General features: G+C 67.2%; 21 protein-coding genes and 1 pseudogene. 7 read left to right on the top strand and 15 right to left on the bottom strand.

What is annotated here, in order from left to right:
• Nucleotides 1-54: 54 nt before the first annotated feature.
• From J2728_RS19410 to J2728_RS19400, 3 genes and pseudogenes are all read right to left on the bottom strand, one after another.
• Nucleotides 55-285 carry a YdcH family protein gene (locus J2728_RS19410; protein ID WP_310001917.1) on the bottom strand — a complete coding sequence of 77 codons (231 nt, stop codon included), beginning with the start codon at nt 283-285 and terminating at the stop codon, nt 55-57.
• Nucleotides 286-341: 56 nt separating this feature from the next.
• Nucleotides 342-855 (bottom strand): annotated as a pseudogene (locus tag J2728_RS19405) (TIGR02444 family protein).
• Nucleotides 809-1438 (bottom strand): UbiX family flavin prenyltransferase, encoded by a 630-nt coding sequence (locus tag J2728_RS19400; protein WP_310001786.1) that lies wholly within the window; start codon nt 1436-1438, stop codon nt 809-811. Before J2728_RS19400 ends, J2728_RS19405 begins: the two are co-directional and overlap by 47 nt.
• 129 nt (nt 1439-1567) lie before the next feature.
• Between J2728_RS19400 and J2728_RS19395 the strand changes: the two genes are divergently transcribed.
• Nucleotides 1568-1741 (top strand): YdcH family protein, encoded by a 174-nt coding sequence (locus J2728_RS19395; protein WP_013077813.1) that lies wholly within the window; start codon nt 1568-1570, stop codon nt 1739-1741.
• Nucleotides 1742-1853: 112 nt separating this feature from the next.
• On the opposite strand, the gene J2728_RS19390 is transcribed toward J2728_RS19395, so the two are convergent.
• Together J2728_RS19390 and J2728_RS19385 are read right to left on the bottom strand one after the other, a co-directional pair.
• Entirely contained in the window at nt 1854-2567 is a 714-nt protein-coding gene (locus J2728_RS19390) for a DUF1013 domain-containing protein (protein ID WP_013077812.1), read from the bottom strand.
• A 125-nt stretch (nt 2568-2692) separates the two neighbouring features.
• Nucleotides 2693-3670 carry an NAD(P)H-quinone oxidoreductase gene (locus tag J2728_RS19385; protein ID WP_310001784.1) on the bottom strand — a complete coding sequence of 326 codons (978 nt, stop codon included), beginning with the start codon at nt 3668-3670 and terminating at the stop codon, nt 2693-2695.
• 75 nt (nt 3671-3745) lie between these two features.
• Here J2728_RS19385 and J2728_RS19380 point away from each other — a divergent pair, with 75 nt between their 5' ends.
• Both J2728_RS19380 and rcdA read left to right on the top strand, forming a co-directional pair.
• Nucleotides 3746-3952 (top strand): DUF1192 domain-containing protein, encoded by a 207-nt coding sequence (locus tag J2728_RS19380; protein ID WP_013077810.1) that lies wholly within the window; start codon nt 3746-3748, stop codon nt 3950-3952.
• Nucleotides 3953-4144: 192 nt separating this feature from the next.
• The gene (rcdA, locus tag J2728_RS19375; protein ID WP_013077809.1) at nt 4145-4654 is read left to right on the top strand and encodes a protease adaptor protein RcdA; all 510 of its coding nucleotides are present in this window, start codon (nt 4145-4147) and stop codon (nt 4652-4654) included.
• Between the two features lie 8 nt (nt 4655-4662).
• On the opposite strand, the gene J2728_RS19370 is transcribed toward rcdA, so the two are convergent.
• The gene (locus tag J2728_RS19370) at nt 4663-5343 is read right to left on the bottom strand and encodes a COQ9 family protein (RefSeq protein ID WP_310001782.1); all 681 of its coding nucleotides are present in this window, start codon (nt 5341-5343) and stop codon (nt 4663-4665) included.
• Between the two features lie 182 nt (nt 5344-5525).
• Between J2728_RS19370 and rpsU the strand changes: the two genes are divergently transcribed.
• Entirely contained in the window at nt 5526-5762 is a 237-nt protein-coding gene (rpsU, locus tag J2728_RS19365; RefSeq protein WP_082769410.1) for a 30S ribosomal protein S21, read from the top strand.
• 73 nt (nt 5763-5835) lie between these two features.
• Here the strand turns inward: rpsU and J2728_RS19360 are convergent, their stop codons facing one another.
• Entirely contained in the window at nt 5836-6792 is a 957-nt protein-coding gene (locus tag J2728_RS19360) for an alpha/beta hydrolase (RefSeq protein WP_310001780.1), read from the bottom strand.
• Between the two features lie 61 nt (nt 6793-6853).
• On the bottom strand, nt 6854-7552 hold the full coding sequence (locus J2728_RS19355) for a M23 family metallopeptidase (protein WP_310001779.1): 699 nt from the start codon (nt 7550-7552) through the stop codon (nt 6854-6856).
• A 483-nt stretch (nt 7553-8035) separates the two neighbouring features.
• On the opposite strand from J2728_RS19355, the gene J2728_RS19350 reads away from it, so the two are divergent.
• Nucleotides 8036-8383 (top strand): UrcA family protein, encoded by a 348-nt coding sequence (locus J2728_RS19350; protein ID WP_310001777.1) that lies wholly within the window; start codon nt 8036-8038, stop codon nt 8381-8383.
• A 113-nt stretch (nt 8384-8496) separates the two neighbouring features.
• Here J2728_RS19350 and J2728_RS19345 read toward each other — a convergent pair whose 3' ends face one another.
• The 7 genes from J2728_RS19345 to J2728_RS19315 all read right to left on the bottom strand — a co-directional run bounded on the left by J2728_RS19345 (nt 8497) and on the right by J2728_RS19315 (nt 14211).
• Nucleotides 8497-9915: an NAD(P)(+) transhydrogenase (Re/Si-specific) subunit beta gene (locus J2728_RS19345; RefSeq protein ID WP_310001775.1), complete on the bottom strand. Its 1419-nt coding sequence runs from the start codon at nt 9913-9915 to the stop codon at nt 8497-8499.
• Nucleotides 9916-9940: 25 nt separating this feature from the next.
• Nucleotides 9941-10264, bottom strand: a complete 324-nt coding sequence (locus tag J2728_RS19340; protein WP_299006696.1) for a proton-translocating transhydrogenase family protein — start codon at nt 10262-10264, stop codon at nt 9941-9943.
• Between the two features lie 25 nt (nt 10265-10289).
• Nucleotides 10290-11432, bottom strand: a complete 1143-nt coding sequence (locus tag J2728_RS19335) for a Re/Si-specific NAD(P)(+) transhydrogenase subunit alpha (protein ID WP_310001774.1) — start codon at nt 11430-11432, stop codon at nt 10290-10292.
• Nucleotides 11433-11549: 117 nt separating this feature from the next.
• Nucleotides 11550-11780, bottom strand: coding sequence for an aa3-type cytochrome c oxidase subunit IV (locus J2728_RS19330; protein WP_310001773.1), 231 nt, complete (start codon nt 11778-11780; stop codon nt 11550-11552).
• Nucleotides 11781-11833: 53 nt separating this feature from the next.
• Nucleotides 11834-12814, bottom strand: coding sequence for a glycosyltransferase family 9 protein (locus J2728_RS19325; RefSeq protein WP_310001772.1), 981 nt, complete (start codon nt 12812-12814; stop codon nt 11834-11836).
• Nucleotides 12811-13734 (bottom strand): alpha/beta fold hydrolase, encoded by a 924-nt coding sequence (locus tag J2728_RS19320; RefSeq protein ID WP_310001771.1) that lies wholly within the window; start codon nt 13732-13734, stop codon nt 12811-12813. Before J2728_RS19320 ends, J2728_RS19325 begins: the two co-directional genes overlap by 4 nt.
• Before the next feature lie 3 nt (nt 13735-13737).
• Complete coding sequence (locus tag J2728_RS19315) at nt 13738-14211, bottom strand: PaaI family thioesterase (RefSeq protein ID WP_310001769.1); 474 nt, start codon at nt 14209-14211, stop codon at nt 13738-13740.
• Between the two features lie 91 nt (nt 14212-14302).
• On the opposite strand from J2728_RS19315, the gene J2728_RS19310 reads away from it, so the two are divergent.
• Complete coding sequence (locus J2728_RS19310; RefSeq protein ID WP_310001768.1) at nt 14303-14818, top strand: RNA polymerase sigma factor; 516 nt, start codon at nt 14303-14305, stop codon at nt 14816-14818.
• Complete coding sequence (locus J2728_RS19305; RefSeq protein ID WP_310001766.1) at nt 14808-15407, top strand: hypothetical protein; 600 nt, start codon at nt 14808-14810, stop codon at nt 15405-15407. The genes J2728_RS19310 and J2728_RS19305 overlap by 11 nt, the downstream gene beginning before the upstream one ends.
• Nucleotides 15408-15437 lie beyond the last annotated feature (30 nt).

Raw genomic sequence — 15437 nt, 5'->3', positions numbered from 1 at the left:
GGCCGAAAGGCGGAATGCCCGGATCGTCGTCACCAGGATTGTCGGAATCTGCCGTCAGGCGATGATGTCCGGCGTCAGTTGGTCTTCCAGACGAATAATCTCGTCCTTCAGGACCAGCTTCTTCTTCTTCAGGCGGGCGATCTGCAGCATGTCGGGCTGGTAGCGCTCTTCCAGGGCCTGGATGGCGTCGTCGAGATCCTTGTGCTCCTCGCGCAGCTCGGCGAGGCGGCGTTCGATCGCGATGTCGGAGTCGTCCGACGGATCGTCGTCGTTCATGGACATGATCTCAGATGGGCCCGTTGGAAAGATAGATGGGAAAGGCTGACGAGCGGTAAAAGCGCTTAAGCCGATTGATTTTCAAGGGCCTTGGCGAGCTGCTCCAAGGCCGCCCGGCGTGGCGGGTCACCGGAGGCTTCGGCGGCGGCCACGAGGCCCTCGATCACGGAGGCCGGCGCGCCCGCGGGGCCGGTCAGGGCCTCCAGGCTTTCCAGCAACACGCGCTCGCCCCGCAGCTCCACGGCCTTGACCGCGTCGCGCAGCGCTTCCTTGGCGCCGTCGTCGACCGGCGGACGCGGAGCCTTGAGCGCCCGGCGCACGCCCCGTAGCGGCGCCCCGATCTCGGCGTCCCAGCCGCGCATCAGCCGGGCGGCCTCCTTCAGGTCCGCCGAGCGCCCCTCGCCCGCCGCCCAGGCGGCCCACAGCAGGTACGGGACGTTCTGCCCATGGCCGTCCTGCAGGTTCAGGCACGCCTCCGCGACAGGTTGTCGCGCATAGACGTCCAAGGCCCAGTCCCAGATGCGCATCGCCATTAACCCTCGTCCCCTTGGGCGCCCTTGCCGGTGATGGTCTCCAGATCCTCGCCCCAGCGCTTCACCGGCCGCCAGGAGAGGTCGAACAGGTCGAGCGCCCGGCCCACCGACTGGTCGACCATCTCGGCGATCGAGGCGGGCTTGGCGTAGAAGGCCGGCAGCGGCGGGGCGATCACCGCGCCCATCTCGGCCAGCTTGGTCATGGTGCGCAAATGGCCCAGGTGCAGCGGGGTCTCGCGGATCATCAGGACCAGCGTCCGGCGCTCCTTCAGCGTCACGTCGGCGGCGCGGGTCAGCAACGAAGACGTTACGCCCGTGGCGATTTCGCTCATCGTGCGCACCGAGCAAGGCGCGATGATCATGCCCAGTGTCCGGAACGAGCCCGAGGCGATCGCGGCCCCGACATCGGCTGGGCGATGGACGACATCGGCCTTGGCGTTGACCTCGGAGACGGTCAGGCCTGCCTCTTGCGTGAGCGTCAACGCCGCGGATTTGGACAACACCAGGTGGCTCTCGACGCCCAGCTCGCGCAACGCATCCAGCGTTCGCAGGCCGTAGATCACCCCCGAGGCCCCCGTGATCCCAACCGCCAACCTTTGCCGATCAACGGTCTTCGAAACGTCGCTCATGGTGAATGTTCGTCCGTCATGGGAGCAAAAACGGCCGCGTCAAGCGCCGCCGGTTGCAATCATATGTGATCTGACAGCCTCGCGCAGCGGGTGTTCACTTTCCTCTCCAACAGCAAGGAGCCGAGAGCCATGGCCATCGAATCCCGTATCCGCGAGCTTGGGTCCCGTCACGAGAACCTCGAGCGCAAGATCCAGGAGGAGACCAGTCGACCCGCTTGCGATGGAACGATGCTCCGGGAGCTGAAGCGACAGAAGCTTCGGCTGAAGGAAGAGATCGAGGGCCTTAGGGCGCGAATGCACTAGCTGCTAACGGCAGCCGAAAAACGAGAGGCCCCGCTCCGGCAAGGAGCGGGGCCTTTGCTTTTCAGCCGCCGATATCCCCCGGAGCGCGGCGCCGGGGAGGATCGTGCTGTCCTTAGTCTTCGTCTTCCTCGTCGACGTAAGCCGTCGACTGGCCGAACACGTCCTCGGCCTTGATCTCGCCGCGCTTGGCCCGGAAGTCTTCTTCCTCTTCCTCGACCTCCGGCTCGAACTGGCCGGCTTCCGAGGCCGGGCGCAGGGTCGGGTCTTCCGGCAGGATGCCCTTCTTCAGGTCGTCCTTGGCCTTCTTCTCGGCGGCCTTCTTGACCAGCGCGTCCAGCTCCAGCTGGCCGACGAGGCCCAGGGTCACCGGGTCGACCGGCTTGATGTTGGCCGCGTTCCAGTGCGTGCGGGCGCGGACCTGCTCGATGGTGGCCTTGGTGGTGCCGAGGATCTTGGAGATCTGGGCGTCGGTCACTTCGGGGTGGTGGCGCAGGAACCAGGCGATGGCGTCCGGACGGTCCTGACGACGCGACACCGGGGTGTAGCGCGGAGCCTTCTTCTGCGGCTTCAGCAGTTCGGCGTGACGGCTGACCTGGGCCTTCATCCGGTAGTCCGGATTGGCCTGGGCGCGGTCCAGCTCCTCGCGGGTCAGCTGGCCGTTGCCGATCGGGTCGGCGCCGCGGATGTCGCGCGCCACTTCACCGTCGGCGATGCCACGCACTTCCAGCGGGTGCAGGCCGCAGAAATCGGCGATCTGCTCGAAGCTGAGCGAGGTGTTGTCCACCAACCAGACGGCGGTCGCCTTGGGCATCAGGATGTCGGACATGCGGTCCTCCAGAAATGACGGCGCCCGGCCTTTCGGCCGGGCGGGATGTTGTAAACGCTATAATGCGGTTCTGGAAAAAAGGGAACGGGGATCGAGAGCCACCAGCGCCCCAGGCGCGGCGATCGCTAGCCGACCGTCAGCACCACCTTGCCCACGTGCTCCCCGGCCTCGAGATGCGCGTGGGCCTTGGCGGCGTCGGCCAGGGGGAAGGTCGCGTCGACGATCGGTTTCAGCTTGCCCGCCGCCACCCAGGGCCAAGCGACGCGCTCGACCTCGGCGGCCAGGCGCGCCTTCTCGTCCGCTGGGCGAGGACGCAGGGTTGAACCGGTGATCACCGCCCGATTCTGCATGATCTTCATCACCGGGACCTCCAGCGTCGAACCGCCCAGGCTGGCGATGTAGACGATGCGGCCGCCGGTGTTCAGGGCGTCGAGGTTCTTCTCGAAATAGCTGGCCCCGACCATGTCGAGGATGACGTCCGCGCCACCGCCCGCCTTCACGACCTCGGCGAAGTCCTCGGTCTTGGCGTCGATGGCGATGTCGGCGCCCAGCTCGAGAGCCTTGGCCTTCTTGTCGGCGCCGCGCCCCGTGGCGATGACCTTGGCGCCGGCCGCCTTGGCCATGGCGATCGCGGTCGTCCCAATTCCGGACGTCCCACCATGAACCAGCAGCGTCTCGCCGGCCTTCAGGGCGCCGTGCTCGAAGACGTTGGCGAAGACCGTGAACACCGTCTCGGGCAGGGCCGCGGCGTGGATCAGATCAAGGTCGCCCGGGATCGGCAGGGCGTGGCGTGCGTCAACGATCGCGTACTCGGCGTAGCCGCCGCCGCCCAGCAGGGCGCAAACCTTGTCGCCGGCCTGCCAGCGCCCCGCGCCGACCACGACCTCGCCAGCCACCTCCAGGCCCAGGGTCTCGGGCGCGCCGGGCGGCGGCGGATAGAAGCCCAGGCGCTGAAGGAGGTCGGGCCGGTTCACGCCGGCGGCGGCGACCTTGATGAGGATCTGGCCCCGTCCCGGTTCGGGACGGTTGGCGGTCACGGCCTTGAGAGCCTCGGCGGGGCCTTTGCCGCCTTCGATCGCGATCGCGGTCATCGTCTCGCCCATGGGCGGCTCCCTTCGTGTGACTTGCCTTGCGGCCTAGGTAGGCGTCAGATGACGGCCGGAAAAGGGAGAATGCCGATGTTCGAGGATGCTGCGGAACCGCGCGCCTTCAGCGGACGCGCTCTGATCGAGGCCACGCACGAGGACCTTGAGATCTACGGCGTCGCGGAACTGGAAGAGCGCATCGCCGCGCTCCAGGCCGAAATCGAACGCACCAAGACCCAGTTGGCCAAGAAGAAAGCGGGCCGCGACGCGGCCAATGCGCTGTTTGGTCGCCTCGACTAACGGTTCTTTTAAGGTTTCGGTGAGGTTACTGGCGTCTTAAGGCGTTCCATTCCGCCCCCGGACGTAGTTTAGATGTGGTCGGTTCGAGAGGGCGGGTCGCGAAACGGGACATCGGCGTCTGGCACGAGGGTTGCAGTTCCCTCGGTCTGAGCGAGATCTCCTCGCGGCCTTTCGAAGGGGCATTGAGTAGCTATGACCGAAGTCAACGCGTTGGCCGATACGCCTTGGCGCGCCGGAGTCATTCAGGACTTCGCCCGATCGGAACTGTTCGACCGCACGTTCGAGGAAGGCATGCAGCTGGTCGAGGAGACCGCTGCCTATCTGGACGGCGCCGGCCGGCATGACAGCAAGATCCTCTCGCGCAACGCCGCTCTCAGCTACGCCAGCGAGAGCATGCGCCTGACGACGCGCCTGATGCAGGTGGCCTCGTGGCTGCTGGTCCAGCGCGCCGTCCGCGAAGGCGAGATGCCGCCGGAAGCCGCTTGCGCCGAGAACTATCGCATGGCCGAGGAAGCGATCGGCGATCCCGCGCCGATCGAGGAACTGCCGTTCGGCCTGACGAACCTCCTGCATCGCTCGGAGCGCCTGTACGAGCGCGTCCGGCACCTGGACCGCCGCATGTACGTGGAATCGCCCAGCGAGGAGGCTCCCCGCCCGGTGCAGGCCCAGTTCGACCGGCTGACAGCGGCGTTCGGCGGCTAGGGCCCGCCTCAGCGCCCGCCGTACCGCATCTTCGCCAGCGCCTCGACCATCTCGCTGGCCAGGTCCATCGGCTTCAGGCCCGCCTTCCACTTCTCGAAGGCCATGACGTTGTCGATCCGAGCGTCCAGGTGCGACAGCGCCGAATCGCGGCCCGAGGCCATGTCGACGGCCAGAGTCGAGACCAGGATCCCCGAGAAAATCGCCCGCTTAGAATAGTGGTTCTCGTCGGTGGCCGTATCGCCGGCCCAGCGCCAGATCGCGTCGGCCGATTCCCAGGTCAGCCGGGCGGCCAACGGCAGGTTGGTCGGGAAGGCCAGGAACACGGCCAGGGGGCGCAGGACATCGCCATTCTCCTGGGCCGCGTCGAGCCGAGCGATCACGCCCTCGCGAATCCGCTGACGGATCTTCAGAGCCGCCAGATCGAAGGTCCGCAGGCGAGTAAGCGCCGCCGCGTCATGGCGCCGCGACAGCAGGGCGGCGAGGTCCCGCGGCCCCTCGGGCAACAGAAGCTGGCCCTCGGCCTCCGAAAGGCCCGCCGCGGCCAGGGCGCGGCTGACAAGTCCGGCGTTCCAACCGGCGGTCGGCGCTAGTCGCAGGGCTTCGTCGAGGACGCGTTGCTCGGTGGAGTCGGCCCAGCTCATGCCTGCCTGACCCGTAGCTTGACCGGATGTGTCGACATTTTCGCTCATGAATCCGAGTCTACACCGAGGTTTAAGCCGCGTCGCGCATGGACAGGACGCGCGCGCTCTGCTATCAGCCCCGCCTCATCGCCTGGGAGCACCCCTTCCAGGTTACCCGGTTTTGTTCGCCCGCCCGGCCCCTCAAGAGGGACTTGGGAATATTGGTCGGGCTGTCGAATGGAGAGATACCCCTGGTCCAGATTTTCGTCCGCGACAACAACGTCGATCAGGCCCTGAAGGCTCTGAAGAAGAAGATGCAACGCGAAGGCTCGTTCCGCGAAATGAAGCGGCACGTGCACTACGAAAAGCCGTCGGAAAAGCGCGCTCGCCAAAAGGCCGAGGCCGTCCGTCGCGCCCGCAAGCTGGCCCGCAAGCGCGCTCAGCGCGAAGGTCTGCTGCCGATGCCGAAGAAGGCGGGCGGTCGCTAAGACCCCTTCCCTTCGCATCGCCGAAGATTTCGAAGGCCGCGCGGCGATCCGCGCGGCCTTCGTCGTTTCTGGATCAGCCCTTGGGGCGGGCGTCCGCCACGAAGGCGACCGCGCGGACGATATGGTCGGCGAAGCGGCGGCCGATTAGCAGGGTGTGGCTGGCGCCCTCGACGTGGTCCACCAGCCCATGGTCCGAGCGGCGAGCGGGGGCCTCTTGCATCGCCTTGCGCGCCTCGCGACCGGCGACCGGACCGGCGGTGACCACGGCTACTGGCCACTTCGGGTCGAATGGCGGCTGCTGGCTGGCCTGGGCCGAGGCCTCCGCCCACAGGCTGACCTCCTCGGCCGCCGTGCGATTGTGGCGACCGTTGGCGAAGGCCCAGCCCTTCTCGGCCTTGGCGGCCGGCGGCAGATCGATCTTGTCGCCCAACCGCGTATGGACCAGCGGCTTGTAGAGGCCTAGCGAGGCGCCGCGCGCCGCCCATTTCGAGATATTGGCGAAGGCCTTGATGAAGCCCTGCATCCTGGGGTCCTGGGCGGCCTCGGGCCCGGCGGAGTCGGCCAGGACCAGACCCGCCACCTTGTCGGGATTGCGCCCGGCGAACTCGCGCAGGCGGAGACCCGCCATCGAGTGACCGACCAGAATGTAAGGCCCCGGCTCGCCCGAGACGGCGACCAGCTTCTCGAAGTCGGAGACGATCGCCAGACCGTCGCGCGGCTTGGGTCCGGGCGGCGAATAGCCCATGCCAGCGCGGTCATAGGCGCACGAGCGCCAGCCGGCGGCGGTCAGGGCTTCCTGCACCGCGCCCCAGTCGGCGGCGAGGCCGAAGGCTCCCGATTCCAGCCAGACGACGGGACGATCGCTCTTGGGCCCTTCGCAGACCAGCCTCAGCGTTCGTCCCGGCTCGATCTCGACCATCTGCCCCCGGGCCTTGGGCGCGCCCGAGGCGGTCATCAGGCCGCCGACCGCGATGTAGGACACAAGCAGGAGCGCGAAGCCCGCGACGCCACGGCCGAGAAACTGGATCATGGCGTTCAATGTAGTGGCGGTTCGCGACGCGTCGAGGCGCCGGTGCGTCGGGTTCGGATTTTTATCCCTCGGACACCGGAATCCGGGCGCGCACCCGGCCGTTCTTCGCGCGCGTGACCGTCGGGCCCTTCACACCGTCCGGCCACTTCGACACCACGGCCATCCGCACCTTCTTCGAGACCCGGCCCGCCGCGCGGATCGGCATGTCCTCGGCATCGGCGAAGCTGCGCCCCATGAAGAACGCGGGATTGAGCGGCTTGTCGCCCTTGCGGATCTCGAAATGCAGGTGCGAGCCAGTCGAGCGACCAGAATTACCGACGAAGGCCACGGTCGCCCCACGACGGACATAGGCGCCCCGTTTGACACCTCGCGCGGGCGCCTTGAGGTGGGCGTAGAGGGTGGTCATGCCCTCCTTGTGCATGACCTCCACGAAGCGACCGTAGGTGGGGCTGACGCCCGTGCGCTTGACCACGCCGTCGGCCGAGGCCTTCACCGGCGCCCCAGCGGGCGCGGCGATGTCGACGCCCTGGTGCAGGCGACCTCTCTCTTCCCAAGGCAACTGGCGCAGGCCGAACGGAGAGTCGATGACTCGGCCCGGCAGCGGCGCATCGAAGACGAAGGCGGGAGGCGGCGGCTCTGGAGCCTCGACTTCAGGCGCGGGCGGCGGCGCGTCTTCGGCGGCCGTCCTGACCGCCGGCGGCTCGGTCACCCAGGCGCCTAGGGCCGAAACACCATTCAAGGCGCCCACGGTGGCCGCCACCCCCAGCGCCGCCAAAAAGGCCAAGCGCAGTTGTGGGGCCGGAACAGCCAGGCTTCTAGAAATCAAACCACTACCTCTCGGGATGTCCGGTCAATCGAGAGGACCGCGCCAAGACGGCCCAAATCTCATGACTGACCTTTCAGGATCATGAATGGCGGGCTCTATGACTTGCCGTTTTGGCGAAAACAGGGCGCAGCTTAACCATTCGTTTGCGATAGTCTGGGTTTTGAAACACCTCATTTCGAAAGGCGGTGCGGTTCGACTTGGACCCGACGAACGAAACCTCTGGCCGAACGTCGCGCGCCGAGGACAACCTGGCGGGCGAAGACGACCTCGAGACCATTACGGCAAAGTCATGTATTAATGTTCATTCATTCGCTTAATTACACGTCATGAAGCAGACGTAACGGGACTTTGCCGCCTCGCGAAAATAGAAAGTATTCATCGGCGCGACGAACAGCGCCATTCAGAGGGATACTTCAAATGCGCAAGTTCATCATGAGCTTCACCACCGTCGCCAGCCTGAGCTTGGCCGCCGTTCCGGTCCTGGGCCTGACGCAAGCCGCCAACGCCGCCCAGCCGACCGCCCGCGTCGCCTACGGCGACCTGAACCTCGCCAGCCCGACCCAAGCCGCGATCTTCAAGGCGCGCGTCGAGACCGCCGGCCGAGCCCTGTGCATGGCGAAGATGCGCGCTGGCGAACTCGACGCTCCGGTCAACGCCTGCGTCGCCGCCGCCCATCGCGAAGCCGAGCAACAACTGCCCAAGGCTCAGCGTCAAGCACTCGCCGTGGCCGCCGCCGCTCGCACCGTCGAGGTCGCCGCGAAGTGATCCAAGGCCCGATCGCGAGGGCGCCCACCGCCGCGCCCTCGCCCACCGGCCACGAAAAAGGCCCCGGCGTCACCGCCGGGGCCTTTCGCGTTCATGGACGCCGTGACGAGCCTCTAGAGCCCCTTCACGATGCCCTCGACCATCTTCTTGGCGTCGGCGAACAGCATCATGGTGTTGTCCTTGAAGAACAGCTCGTTCTCGACGCCCGCGTAGCCCGAGGACATGCCGCGCTTGACGAAGAGAACGGTGCGGGCCTTCTCGACGTCCAGGATCGGCATGCCGAAGATGGCGCTGGTCGGGTCGGTCTTGGCCGCTGGATTGGTGACGTCGTTGGCGCCGATGACGAAGGCCACGTCGGCCGTCGAGAACTCGCTGTTGATGTCCTCCAGCTCAAAGACCTCGTCATAGGGGACGTTGGCCTCGGCCAGCAGCACGTTCATGTGGCCCGGCATGCGGCCGGCGACCGGGTGGATGGCGTACTTCACCTCGACGCCCTCCTCCTTCAGCTTGTCGGCCATTTCGCGCAGGGCGTGCTGGGCCTGGGAGACGGCCATGCCGTAGCCCGGGACGATGATCACCTTCGAAGCGTTCTTCATGATGAAGGCCGCGTCGTCGGCCGACCCTTGCTTGACCGGACGGGTCTCGACTTTCCCACCCGGGCCAGCCGCCGCGGCGTCGGCGCCGAAGCCGCCCAGGATCACCGAGACGAAGCTGCGGTTCATGCCCTTGCACATGATGTAGGACAGGATCGCGCCCGACGAGCCGACCAGGGCGCCGGTGATGATCAGGGTGGTGTTCTCGAGCGTGAAGCCCAAGGCCGCCGCCGCCCAGCCGGAATAGCTGTTCAGCATCGACACCACGACGGGCATGTCCGCGCCGCCGATCGGGATGATCAGGGTGACGCCGATCAGGAGGCTCAGGGCGAAGATGCCCCAGAAGGCCCAGATGGCCGAACCGCCGCTGATCACCAGCACCACGACCAGGGCAACGATGGCGGCCGCGATCAGGATGTTCAGCAGGTGACGGGCCGGCAGCAGGATCGGCGCGCCGCCCATGTTGCCGTTCAGCTTGGCGAAGGCGATGACCGAACCGGTGAAGGTGATCGCGCCGATGGCCAGGCCTAGCGACAGCTCGATCAGGCTGTTGAGGTGGATCGCGCCGTCCTCGCCCACGATGCCGTAGGCGGCGGGCGTGTAGATGGCGGCCACGGCCACCAGGCAGGCGGCCATGCCGACGAGGCTGTGGAAGGCGGCGACCAGCTGCGGCATCGAGGTCATGGCGACCTTGCGGGCGATGATCGCCCCGACCGCGCCCCCGACGGCGACGCCGCCCAGGATCAGGCCCAAGGTCACGACGTCCAGCGCCCCCTGGCTCCACAGGGTAGCCAGGGTGGTGCCGACGGCGATGGCCATGCCGATCATGCCATTACGGTTGCCCGTCTGGCTGGTCACGGGACTGGAAAGGCCACGCAGCGCGAGGATGAACAGCACCCCCGAGACGATGTAGAGAATGGCGGCGAGATTGGCGTTCATGATCTTGTTCTCCCCCTAGTCCCGCTCACTTCTTCTCTTTCTTCTTGTACATCGCCAGCATGCGCTGGGTGACCAAGAAGCCGCCGAAGATGTTGACCGCCGCGAAGGCCGCGGCGACGGCGCCCGCCCCCTTGGAGATCCAAACCGAGCCGGTGGCGGCCTCGCCCGCCCCGCCATGGGCGGCGGCCGCGAGCAGCGCGCCAACGATGATCACCGACGAGATGGCGTTGGTCACGGCCATCAGCGGCGTGTGCAGCGCGGGCGTCACGCTCCAGACGACGTAGTAGCCGACGAAGATGGCGAGCACGAAGATCGCCAGACGGAACACGGTGGGGTCGACGGCTTCCATGGGAGCCTCCCTTTCGATGCTGGAGTTAGGCGGTCTTCAGGTTCGGATGGACGATGGCGCCGCCGCGGGTGACGACGGCGGCCTGCAGGATCTCGTCCTCGAAGTTGGGGGCGAAGGCGCCCTCCTTCGTCGTGAACAGGGTCGCCAAGGCCACCAGGTTGCGGGCGTAGAGCGCGCTGGCGTCGGTGGCGATGCGGCCGGGCAGGTTGGCATGGCCGAGGATCTTGACGCCGTTCGGCGTCACGACGGTCTCGTTCAGCTTGGCGCCCTCGACATTGCCGCCCTGCTCGATCGCCAGGTCGACCAGGATCGAGCCCGCGCGCATCGAGGCCACCTGGGCGGCGCTGACCAGCTTGGGGGCCGGACGACCGGGGATCAGGGCCGTGGTGATGACGATGTCCTGCTTGGCGATGTGGCTGGAAACCAGCTCGGCCTGCTTGGCCTGGTACTCCTTGGACATCTCCTTGGCGTAGCCGCCGGCGGTCTGGGCGTTCTTGAACTCCTCGTCCTCGACGGCCAGGAACTTAGCGCCCAGCGACTCGACCTGCTCCTTGGTGGCCGGACGCACGTCGGTGGCGGTCACGACCGCGCCCAGGCGCCGGGCCGTGGCGATGGCCTGCAGGCCCGCGACGCCCACGCCCATGATGAACACCTTGGCCGCGGCGACGGTGCCGGCGGCGGTCATCATCATCGGAAGCGCCTTGCCATAGGCTTCCGCCCCCTCGATCACGGCGCGATAGCCGGCGAGGTTGGCCTGGGACGAGAGCATGTCCATCACCTGGGCGCGGGTGATGCGCGGGATGAACTCCATGGCGATCGCGGTCGCGCCGGCCTTGGCCAGGGCGTCCAGCGTCTCCTTATCCTGGTAGGGATTGAGCGCGGCGGCGACGATCGCGCCACTCTTCAGGGCCGCGATCTCGGCGGCCTCGGGGGCGCGGACCTTGAACAGGACATCCGCGTCCTTGATCGCGTCGTTGGCGGTCTTGGCGATCTTGGCGCCCGCCGCCTCGTAGTCGGCGTCCGGATAGGACGCGGCCGTCCCGGCGCCCGCCTGCACCACCACGGAGAAGCCGGCCGCGCCGAGCTTCTTGACGGTTTCAGGCGTGGCCGCGACCCGCGTCTCGTTCGCGCGGGTTTCTTTCGTGACGGCGATGACGGCCATCGGCATACCCCTCCCAGAGCGCTGTTCCCTTAACAGGATGAGGCGCTCTGTAGGGGATAGTCTTGCCTCTTGTCGAGGCGTGACGTGCGCGGCAGGGAAAAAATATGCCGATGTCTACCGGTGTCAGTGGGCCGGGGCTGGCTTTTCGCGAAGCAGGACAACACCCAGGCCCAGCAGCACGGCGGAAGCGATAACGCTACCAATGAAGCCGGCCGGCGTGCAGAACAGCAGGGTGATGAACAGCAGCAGGACCGCCACGGCCAGCGAGCCCCACTTCGTCATCTTGCCGAACGCGTCGTAGGTGGCTGCTTGCTCGGAGATGTCCATTTCACCGCGGTGATAGTCGCCGGCCATTTCGTATCCTCGATCGATAAGAAGAACTCTGATCGCCGCTTACAACGGCGGGCCTAAAGGCTCAAGCGGACTATGGGCGCGACACTTTCGACCGAAAGCGCGCTCATGCCGCCGGGAGGGCCCACGATGGGCCGCAGAAATCGGGAATAATCAAGCGGCGGGCTGTCGCCGAAAAGGCCGACCGCCGTCACCCCGACCGACGCCGCCAGATTGAGCGGACCCGAGTCATTGCCCACGAAAACGTCGGCGCGCGACAGCAGGGCGGCGCCGACATCCAGCTTGAGGTCGCAGACATTGACCCCGTCGTGGCCATGCGCGGCCAGGACCGCGTCGACGGCGTCCGAGTCGCCAAAGCCGCCCAGCCAGAACCGCGTGCCGCCAAGATCGGCGATCGCGTCGCCGAGGCGGGCGAAGTTCTCCAGGGGCCAGCAGCGTCTCGGCTCGCTGGCGCCGACTCCGAAGACGACCCAGGGACGGGGCAGGTGGCCGAACCGCCGCTCGACGACGTCGAGAGCGGCCGGAACGGGGATCAGGGCCGGCTCGCGACTGGCGACCGTCAGCCCATGCGCCGCCTCGAAGGCGGCCAGCTTCTGGATCCGGTGCTCGGGCCGCATCGATCGCGGCAGATAAGGCCCGTGGGTCAGCCAGGCCTCCTGTCCATGCCCCAGCCCAAAGCCTCGGCGCTCGCGCACACCCGCGAGGGCGGCGCCGATGGCGGGACGATCGATCTTCTCCAGGATCCAGACCGCGCGCGGCCGACGCGCGCGGGCCAGCTTGAGGAAGTCGACGATCTCGACGAGGTGGCGGAAGGTCCCGGCGCGATACTCCAGATAGTCGATGGCCTCGACGCAAGGCTCGGCGGCCAACAATTCCCGGGCGCGGCTGGACGGACGAGCGGCCAGCAATACCCTGCCCTCCGGCGTCTGGGCGGCGATCGCGCGCAGGGTCGGCAGGTGCCACATCAGGTCGCCCACGCCCCGATCGGGCATGTAGACCATCACCAGCCCTGGCGGCGGCGTGACCGCCTGGCTCATCGCCAGCCGGCGAGCAGGCCGCGCAGTGCGGCGACGAACGCGAGCGGCTGGTCGATCATCACGTGGTGGTCGGCGTCGGGAATCGGCAAGAGCAGGACGTCCTTGGGCATCTGCTCAAGCATATAGTCCACGGTCTCGGCTTGCATCAGGTTCGAGCGCTCGCCCCACATCAAGGCGGCGGGACAGGCGATCTCAGGCAACAGCGCGCCAAGATCGGGCATGCGGAAATTGTGCCAGAGGTCCGGATCGAACTTCCAGGTCCAGCCGCCCTCGACCTCCCTCAATGAGCGGCGGGCGATGAAGTCGGCGATGTAGAGGTTCTCGCAGGGCTGAGGCGGCGCCAGTCGGAAGCGGGTCAGAGCCTCCTCCAAGGTCGGATAGGCGCGCATCCCCTGGCCCGAACGCGGCGGCGGGCCCTTCCAGCGCTTGTGGGGCGGCTGGATGCTGCTGTCGACCATGACCGCCCCGCGCAGGCGCTCGGGATGGCGCGCGGCGCAATAGAGGGTCGGAAAGCCGCCGAATGAGTGGCCGACCACGATCGGCTTGACCCCGCCAGCTTCCAGCGCCGCCGCTTCGACAGCCGCGAAGATCTCCGAGGCGAACAGCTCGGCGCTGTAGGCCTCGCGCCAATCGCTGCCGCCCATGCCCGACCACGAGATCGCCGCCACCCGCCAGTCTTTCGCGAAGAAGGGGGCGATAAAACTCCACCAGTCGGCGTGGGCGCCATTGCCGTGCAGGAACAGAAGGCCCGGCTTGCCGACCTCGCCCCAGGTCAGGAGCTCGATGTCCGCCCCCTCGACGGTGATCGTGGATCGCTCGGGCGCGTGGGCGATCGTCGCGTCGAACCAGGCCGGCGCGGGCGGGGGCTCGCCATGGAACGGCGCGAGCAGCGAGGCGGGCGCGGCCCGGTCGTCGGCCATGGCTTACGCCTCTTCCTTGTAGTTCAGCTCGCCCGGGCGCGGCTTGCGCGGGCTTAGCGCCTTGAAGATCCCGGTGCCGGTGATCAGGGTCCGCTCGCCGACCCAGATGCGGCCGCGCACGGTGAAAACGAGGTCCTCCTCGGCGATCAGCTCGCCCTCGCCCTCCACCCAGTCGCCCAGCTTGGCGCCCGATAGGAAGTCGCACAGCAGCCGCACCGTGACCCAGCTGTAGGACTTCTGAAGCGAGATGATCCGGCCCCAAGCCATGTCGGCGAAGCTCATCAGCATGCCGCCGTGGCAGTTGCCGAGGCCATTGGTGTGGTGCTCCTCGACCCGGAACGCCAGCCGCGCCTGGCCCGGCCCCTCACGGTGCTCGAACAGCGGCCCGATCTGACGGCCAAAGCCCCGCGACCAGTTCAGTTGGGAGAAGCCATCCGGAATCGCGGCTGTCTGGGCGTCTGTCAGGTCATCGGACATGCGGCCAGGCTAACAAGCGTTTGAAAAAAGAAAAGCCTTCCGTAAGGACGGCGCCCCGGCCGGCTTCTAACCTCTTCGAAACGGGGGACCGATGGGCCGGGACATCGACAGATACGTCGACAGGGACTTCGCCGACTGGCTGGCGCCGCATCTGCCGATGCTGCACCGGACGGCGCGCGCGTTCGCCAATCCAGCCGACCAACAGGATCTGCTGCAGGAGATGATCCTGGCGCTATGGAAGGCGCGGCCGAGATTTCGCGCCGAAAGCGCGGCGGGAACCTTCGTCCACCGCGTGGCCCATAACGCCGCCCTCACCTGGCGACGGGGCGAGGCGCGTCGGCGGCTGCGCGGCGTGGCGCTCGAGGCGGAACTCATAACGCGCGAGGCCGGGACCGATCCGCAGGGCGAATTGCTGGAGCGGCTCTACATCGCCATTCGGCAGCTGTCGCCGGTGCACCGATCCCTGATCCTGCTGTCGCTGGACGGCCTCTCCTACGCCGAGATCGCCCGCCTGCACGGCCTGTCGGAAACCAATGTCGGGGCGCGGCTGACACGCATCCGCCAACGCGTCGCCAGTCTCGTGGAGGAGGCCAATCATGGAGTTTGAACGTCTCGAAGCCGCCTGGCGCTCGCCGGCCAACACGCCCGACGACAAGGCTCGGGCCTATCTGATGGAGATCCTGATGCGCACTTTGAAAGCTCGCCGTCGGAGCGAGATCCTGCTGTTCGCCCTCCCCGCGACCGCCATGACGATCTTCACCGTCATCATGGCCCGAACGATCGCCACCGGCCAAATGGACGTCGGTCGCGAATGGGGCGCCCTGGCGATGATGGCGGTGTGCTGGCTGGTGCTGCTGGGGGTGTTCGCCTCGGGCGTGCTGCTGCGCCATCGCCGCGAGCCTGGTGAACCGGCGATGCTCGACACGCTGAAGGCCATGCTGGCCGCCAACCGCCGGGCGCGGACCAACATGAAGATCTTCTGGATGATGCTGCCGGTGTTTCTGGTTCCGATGGTGGTTGGGATTACTCAGCTGCGAGAAGTCGGAAAGGCGACCGACCGGGACGCCTGGCAGATGCTACTCGTATTCGGCCTGGCCATGGTCTCCAGCATCGGCTGGAACACTGGAAGGTACCTCTGGGTGATGAAGCCCGAGCAGCGGCGGCTGGAGGCGCTGCTTGAGGCGTACGAGCAGTGAGCTCGTGTCGTCCCCACCGGCGGTAGCGAA

It is taken from the genome of Caulobacter segnis, assembly GCF_031454995.1.
In the GTDB taxonomy this organism is placed as follows: domain Bacteria; phylum Pseudomonadota; class Alphaproteobacteria; order Caulobacterales; family Caulobacteraceae; genus Caulobacter; species Caulobacter segnis_E.
This window is presented reverse-complemented; position numbering and strand designations above follow the sequence as displayed.

Bases quoted from the DNA above. Each gene is read 5' to 3' on its own strand.
- J2728_RS19400 (WP_310001786.1), bottom strand. From the start codon at position 1,438: ATGAGCGACGTTTCGAAGACCGTTGATCGGCAAAGGTTGGCGGTTGGG.
- J2728_RS19395 (WP_013077813.1), top strand. From the start codon at position 1,568: ATGGCCATCGAATCCCGTATCCGCGAGCTTGGGTCCCGTCACGAGAAC.
- J2728_RS19390 (WP_013077812.1), bottom strand. From the start codon at position 2,567: ATGTCCGACATCCTGATGCCCAAGGCGACCGCCGTCTGGTTGGTGGAC.
- J2728_RS19385 (WP_310001784.1), bottom strand. From the start codon at position 3,670: ATGGGCGAGACGATGACCGCGATCGCGATCGAAGGCGGCAAAGGCCCC.
- J2728_RS19380 (WP_013077810.1), top strand. From the start codon at position 3,746: ATGTTCGAGGATGCTGCGGAACCGCGCGCCTTCAGCGGACGCGCTCTG.
- rcdA (WP_013077809.1), top strand. From the start codon at position 4,145: ATGACCGAAGTCAACGCGTTGGCCGATACGCCTTGGCGCGCCGGAGTC.
- J2728_RS19370 (WP_310001782.1), bottom strand. From the start codon at position 5,343: ATGAGCGAAAATGTCGACACATCCGGTCAAGCTACGGGTCAGGCAGGC.
- J2728_RS19360 (WP_310001780.1), bottom strand. From the start codon at position 6,792: ATGATCCAGTTTCTCGGCCGTGGCGTCGCGGGCTTCGCGCTCCTGCTT.
- J2728_RS19350 (WP_310001777.1), top strand. From the start codon at position 8,036: ATGCGCAAGTTCATCATGAGCTTCACCACCGTCGCCAGCCTGAGCTTG.
- J2728_RS19345 (WP_310001775.1), bottom strand. From the start codon at position 9,915: ATGAACGCCAATCTCGCCGCCATTCTCTACATCGTCTCGGGGGTGCTG.
- J2728_RS19340 (WP_299006696.1), bottom strand. From the start codon at position 10,264: ATGGAAGCCGTCGACCCCACCGTGTTCCGTCTGGCGATCTTCGTGCTC.
- J2728_RS19335 (WP_310001774.1), bottom strand. From the start codon at position 11,432: ATGCCGATGGCCGTCATCGCCGTCACGAAAGAAACCCGCGCGAACGAG.
- J2728_RS19330 (WP_310001773.1), bottom strand. From the start codon at position 11,780: ATGGCCGGCGACTATCACCGCGGTGAAATGGACATCTCCGAGCAAGCA.
- J2728_RS19325 (WP_310001772.1), bottom strand. From the start codon at position 12,814: ATGAGCCAGGCGGTCACGCCGCCGCCAGGGCTGGTGATGGTCTACATG.
- J2728_RS19320 (WP_310001771.1), bottom strand. From the start codon at position 13,734: ATGGCCGACGACCGGGCCGCGCCCGCCTCGCTGCTCGCGCCGTTCCAT.
- J2728_RS19315 (WP_310001769.1), bottom strand. From the start codon at position 14,211: ATGTCCGATGACCTGACAGACGCCCAGACAGCCGCGATTCCGGATGGC.
- J2728_RS19310 (WP_310001768.1), top strand. From the start codon at position 14,303: ATGGGCCGGGACATCGACAGATACGTCGACAGGGACTTCGCCGACTGG.
- J2728_RS19305 (WP_310001766.1), top strand. From the start codon at position 14,808: ATGGAGTTTGAACGTCTCGAAGCCGCCTGGCGCTCGCCGGCCAACACG.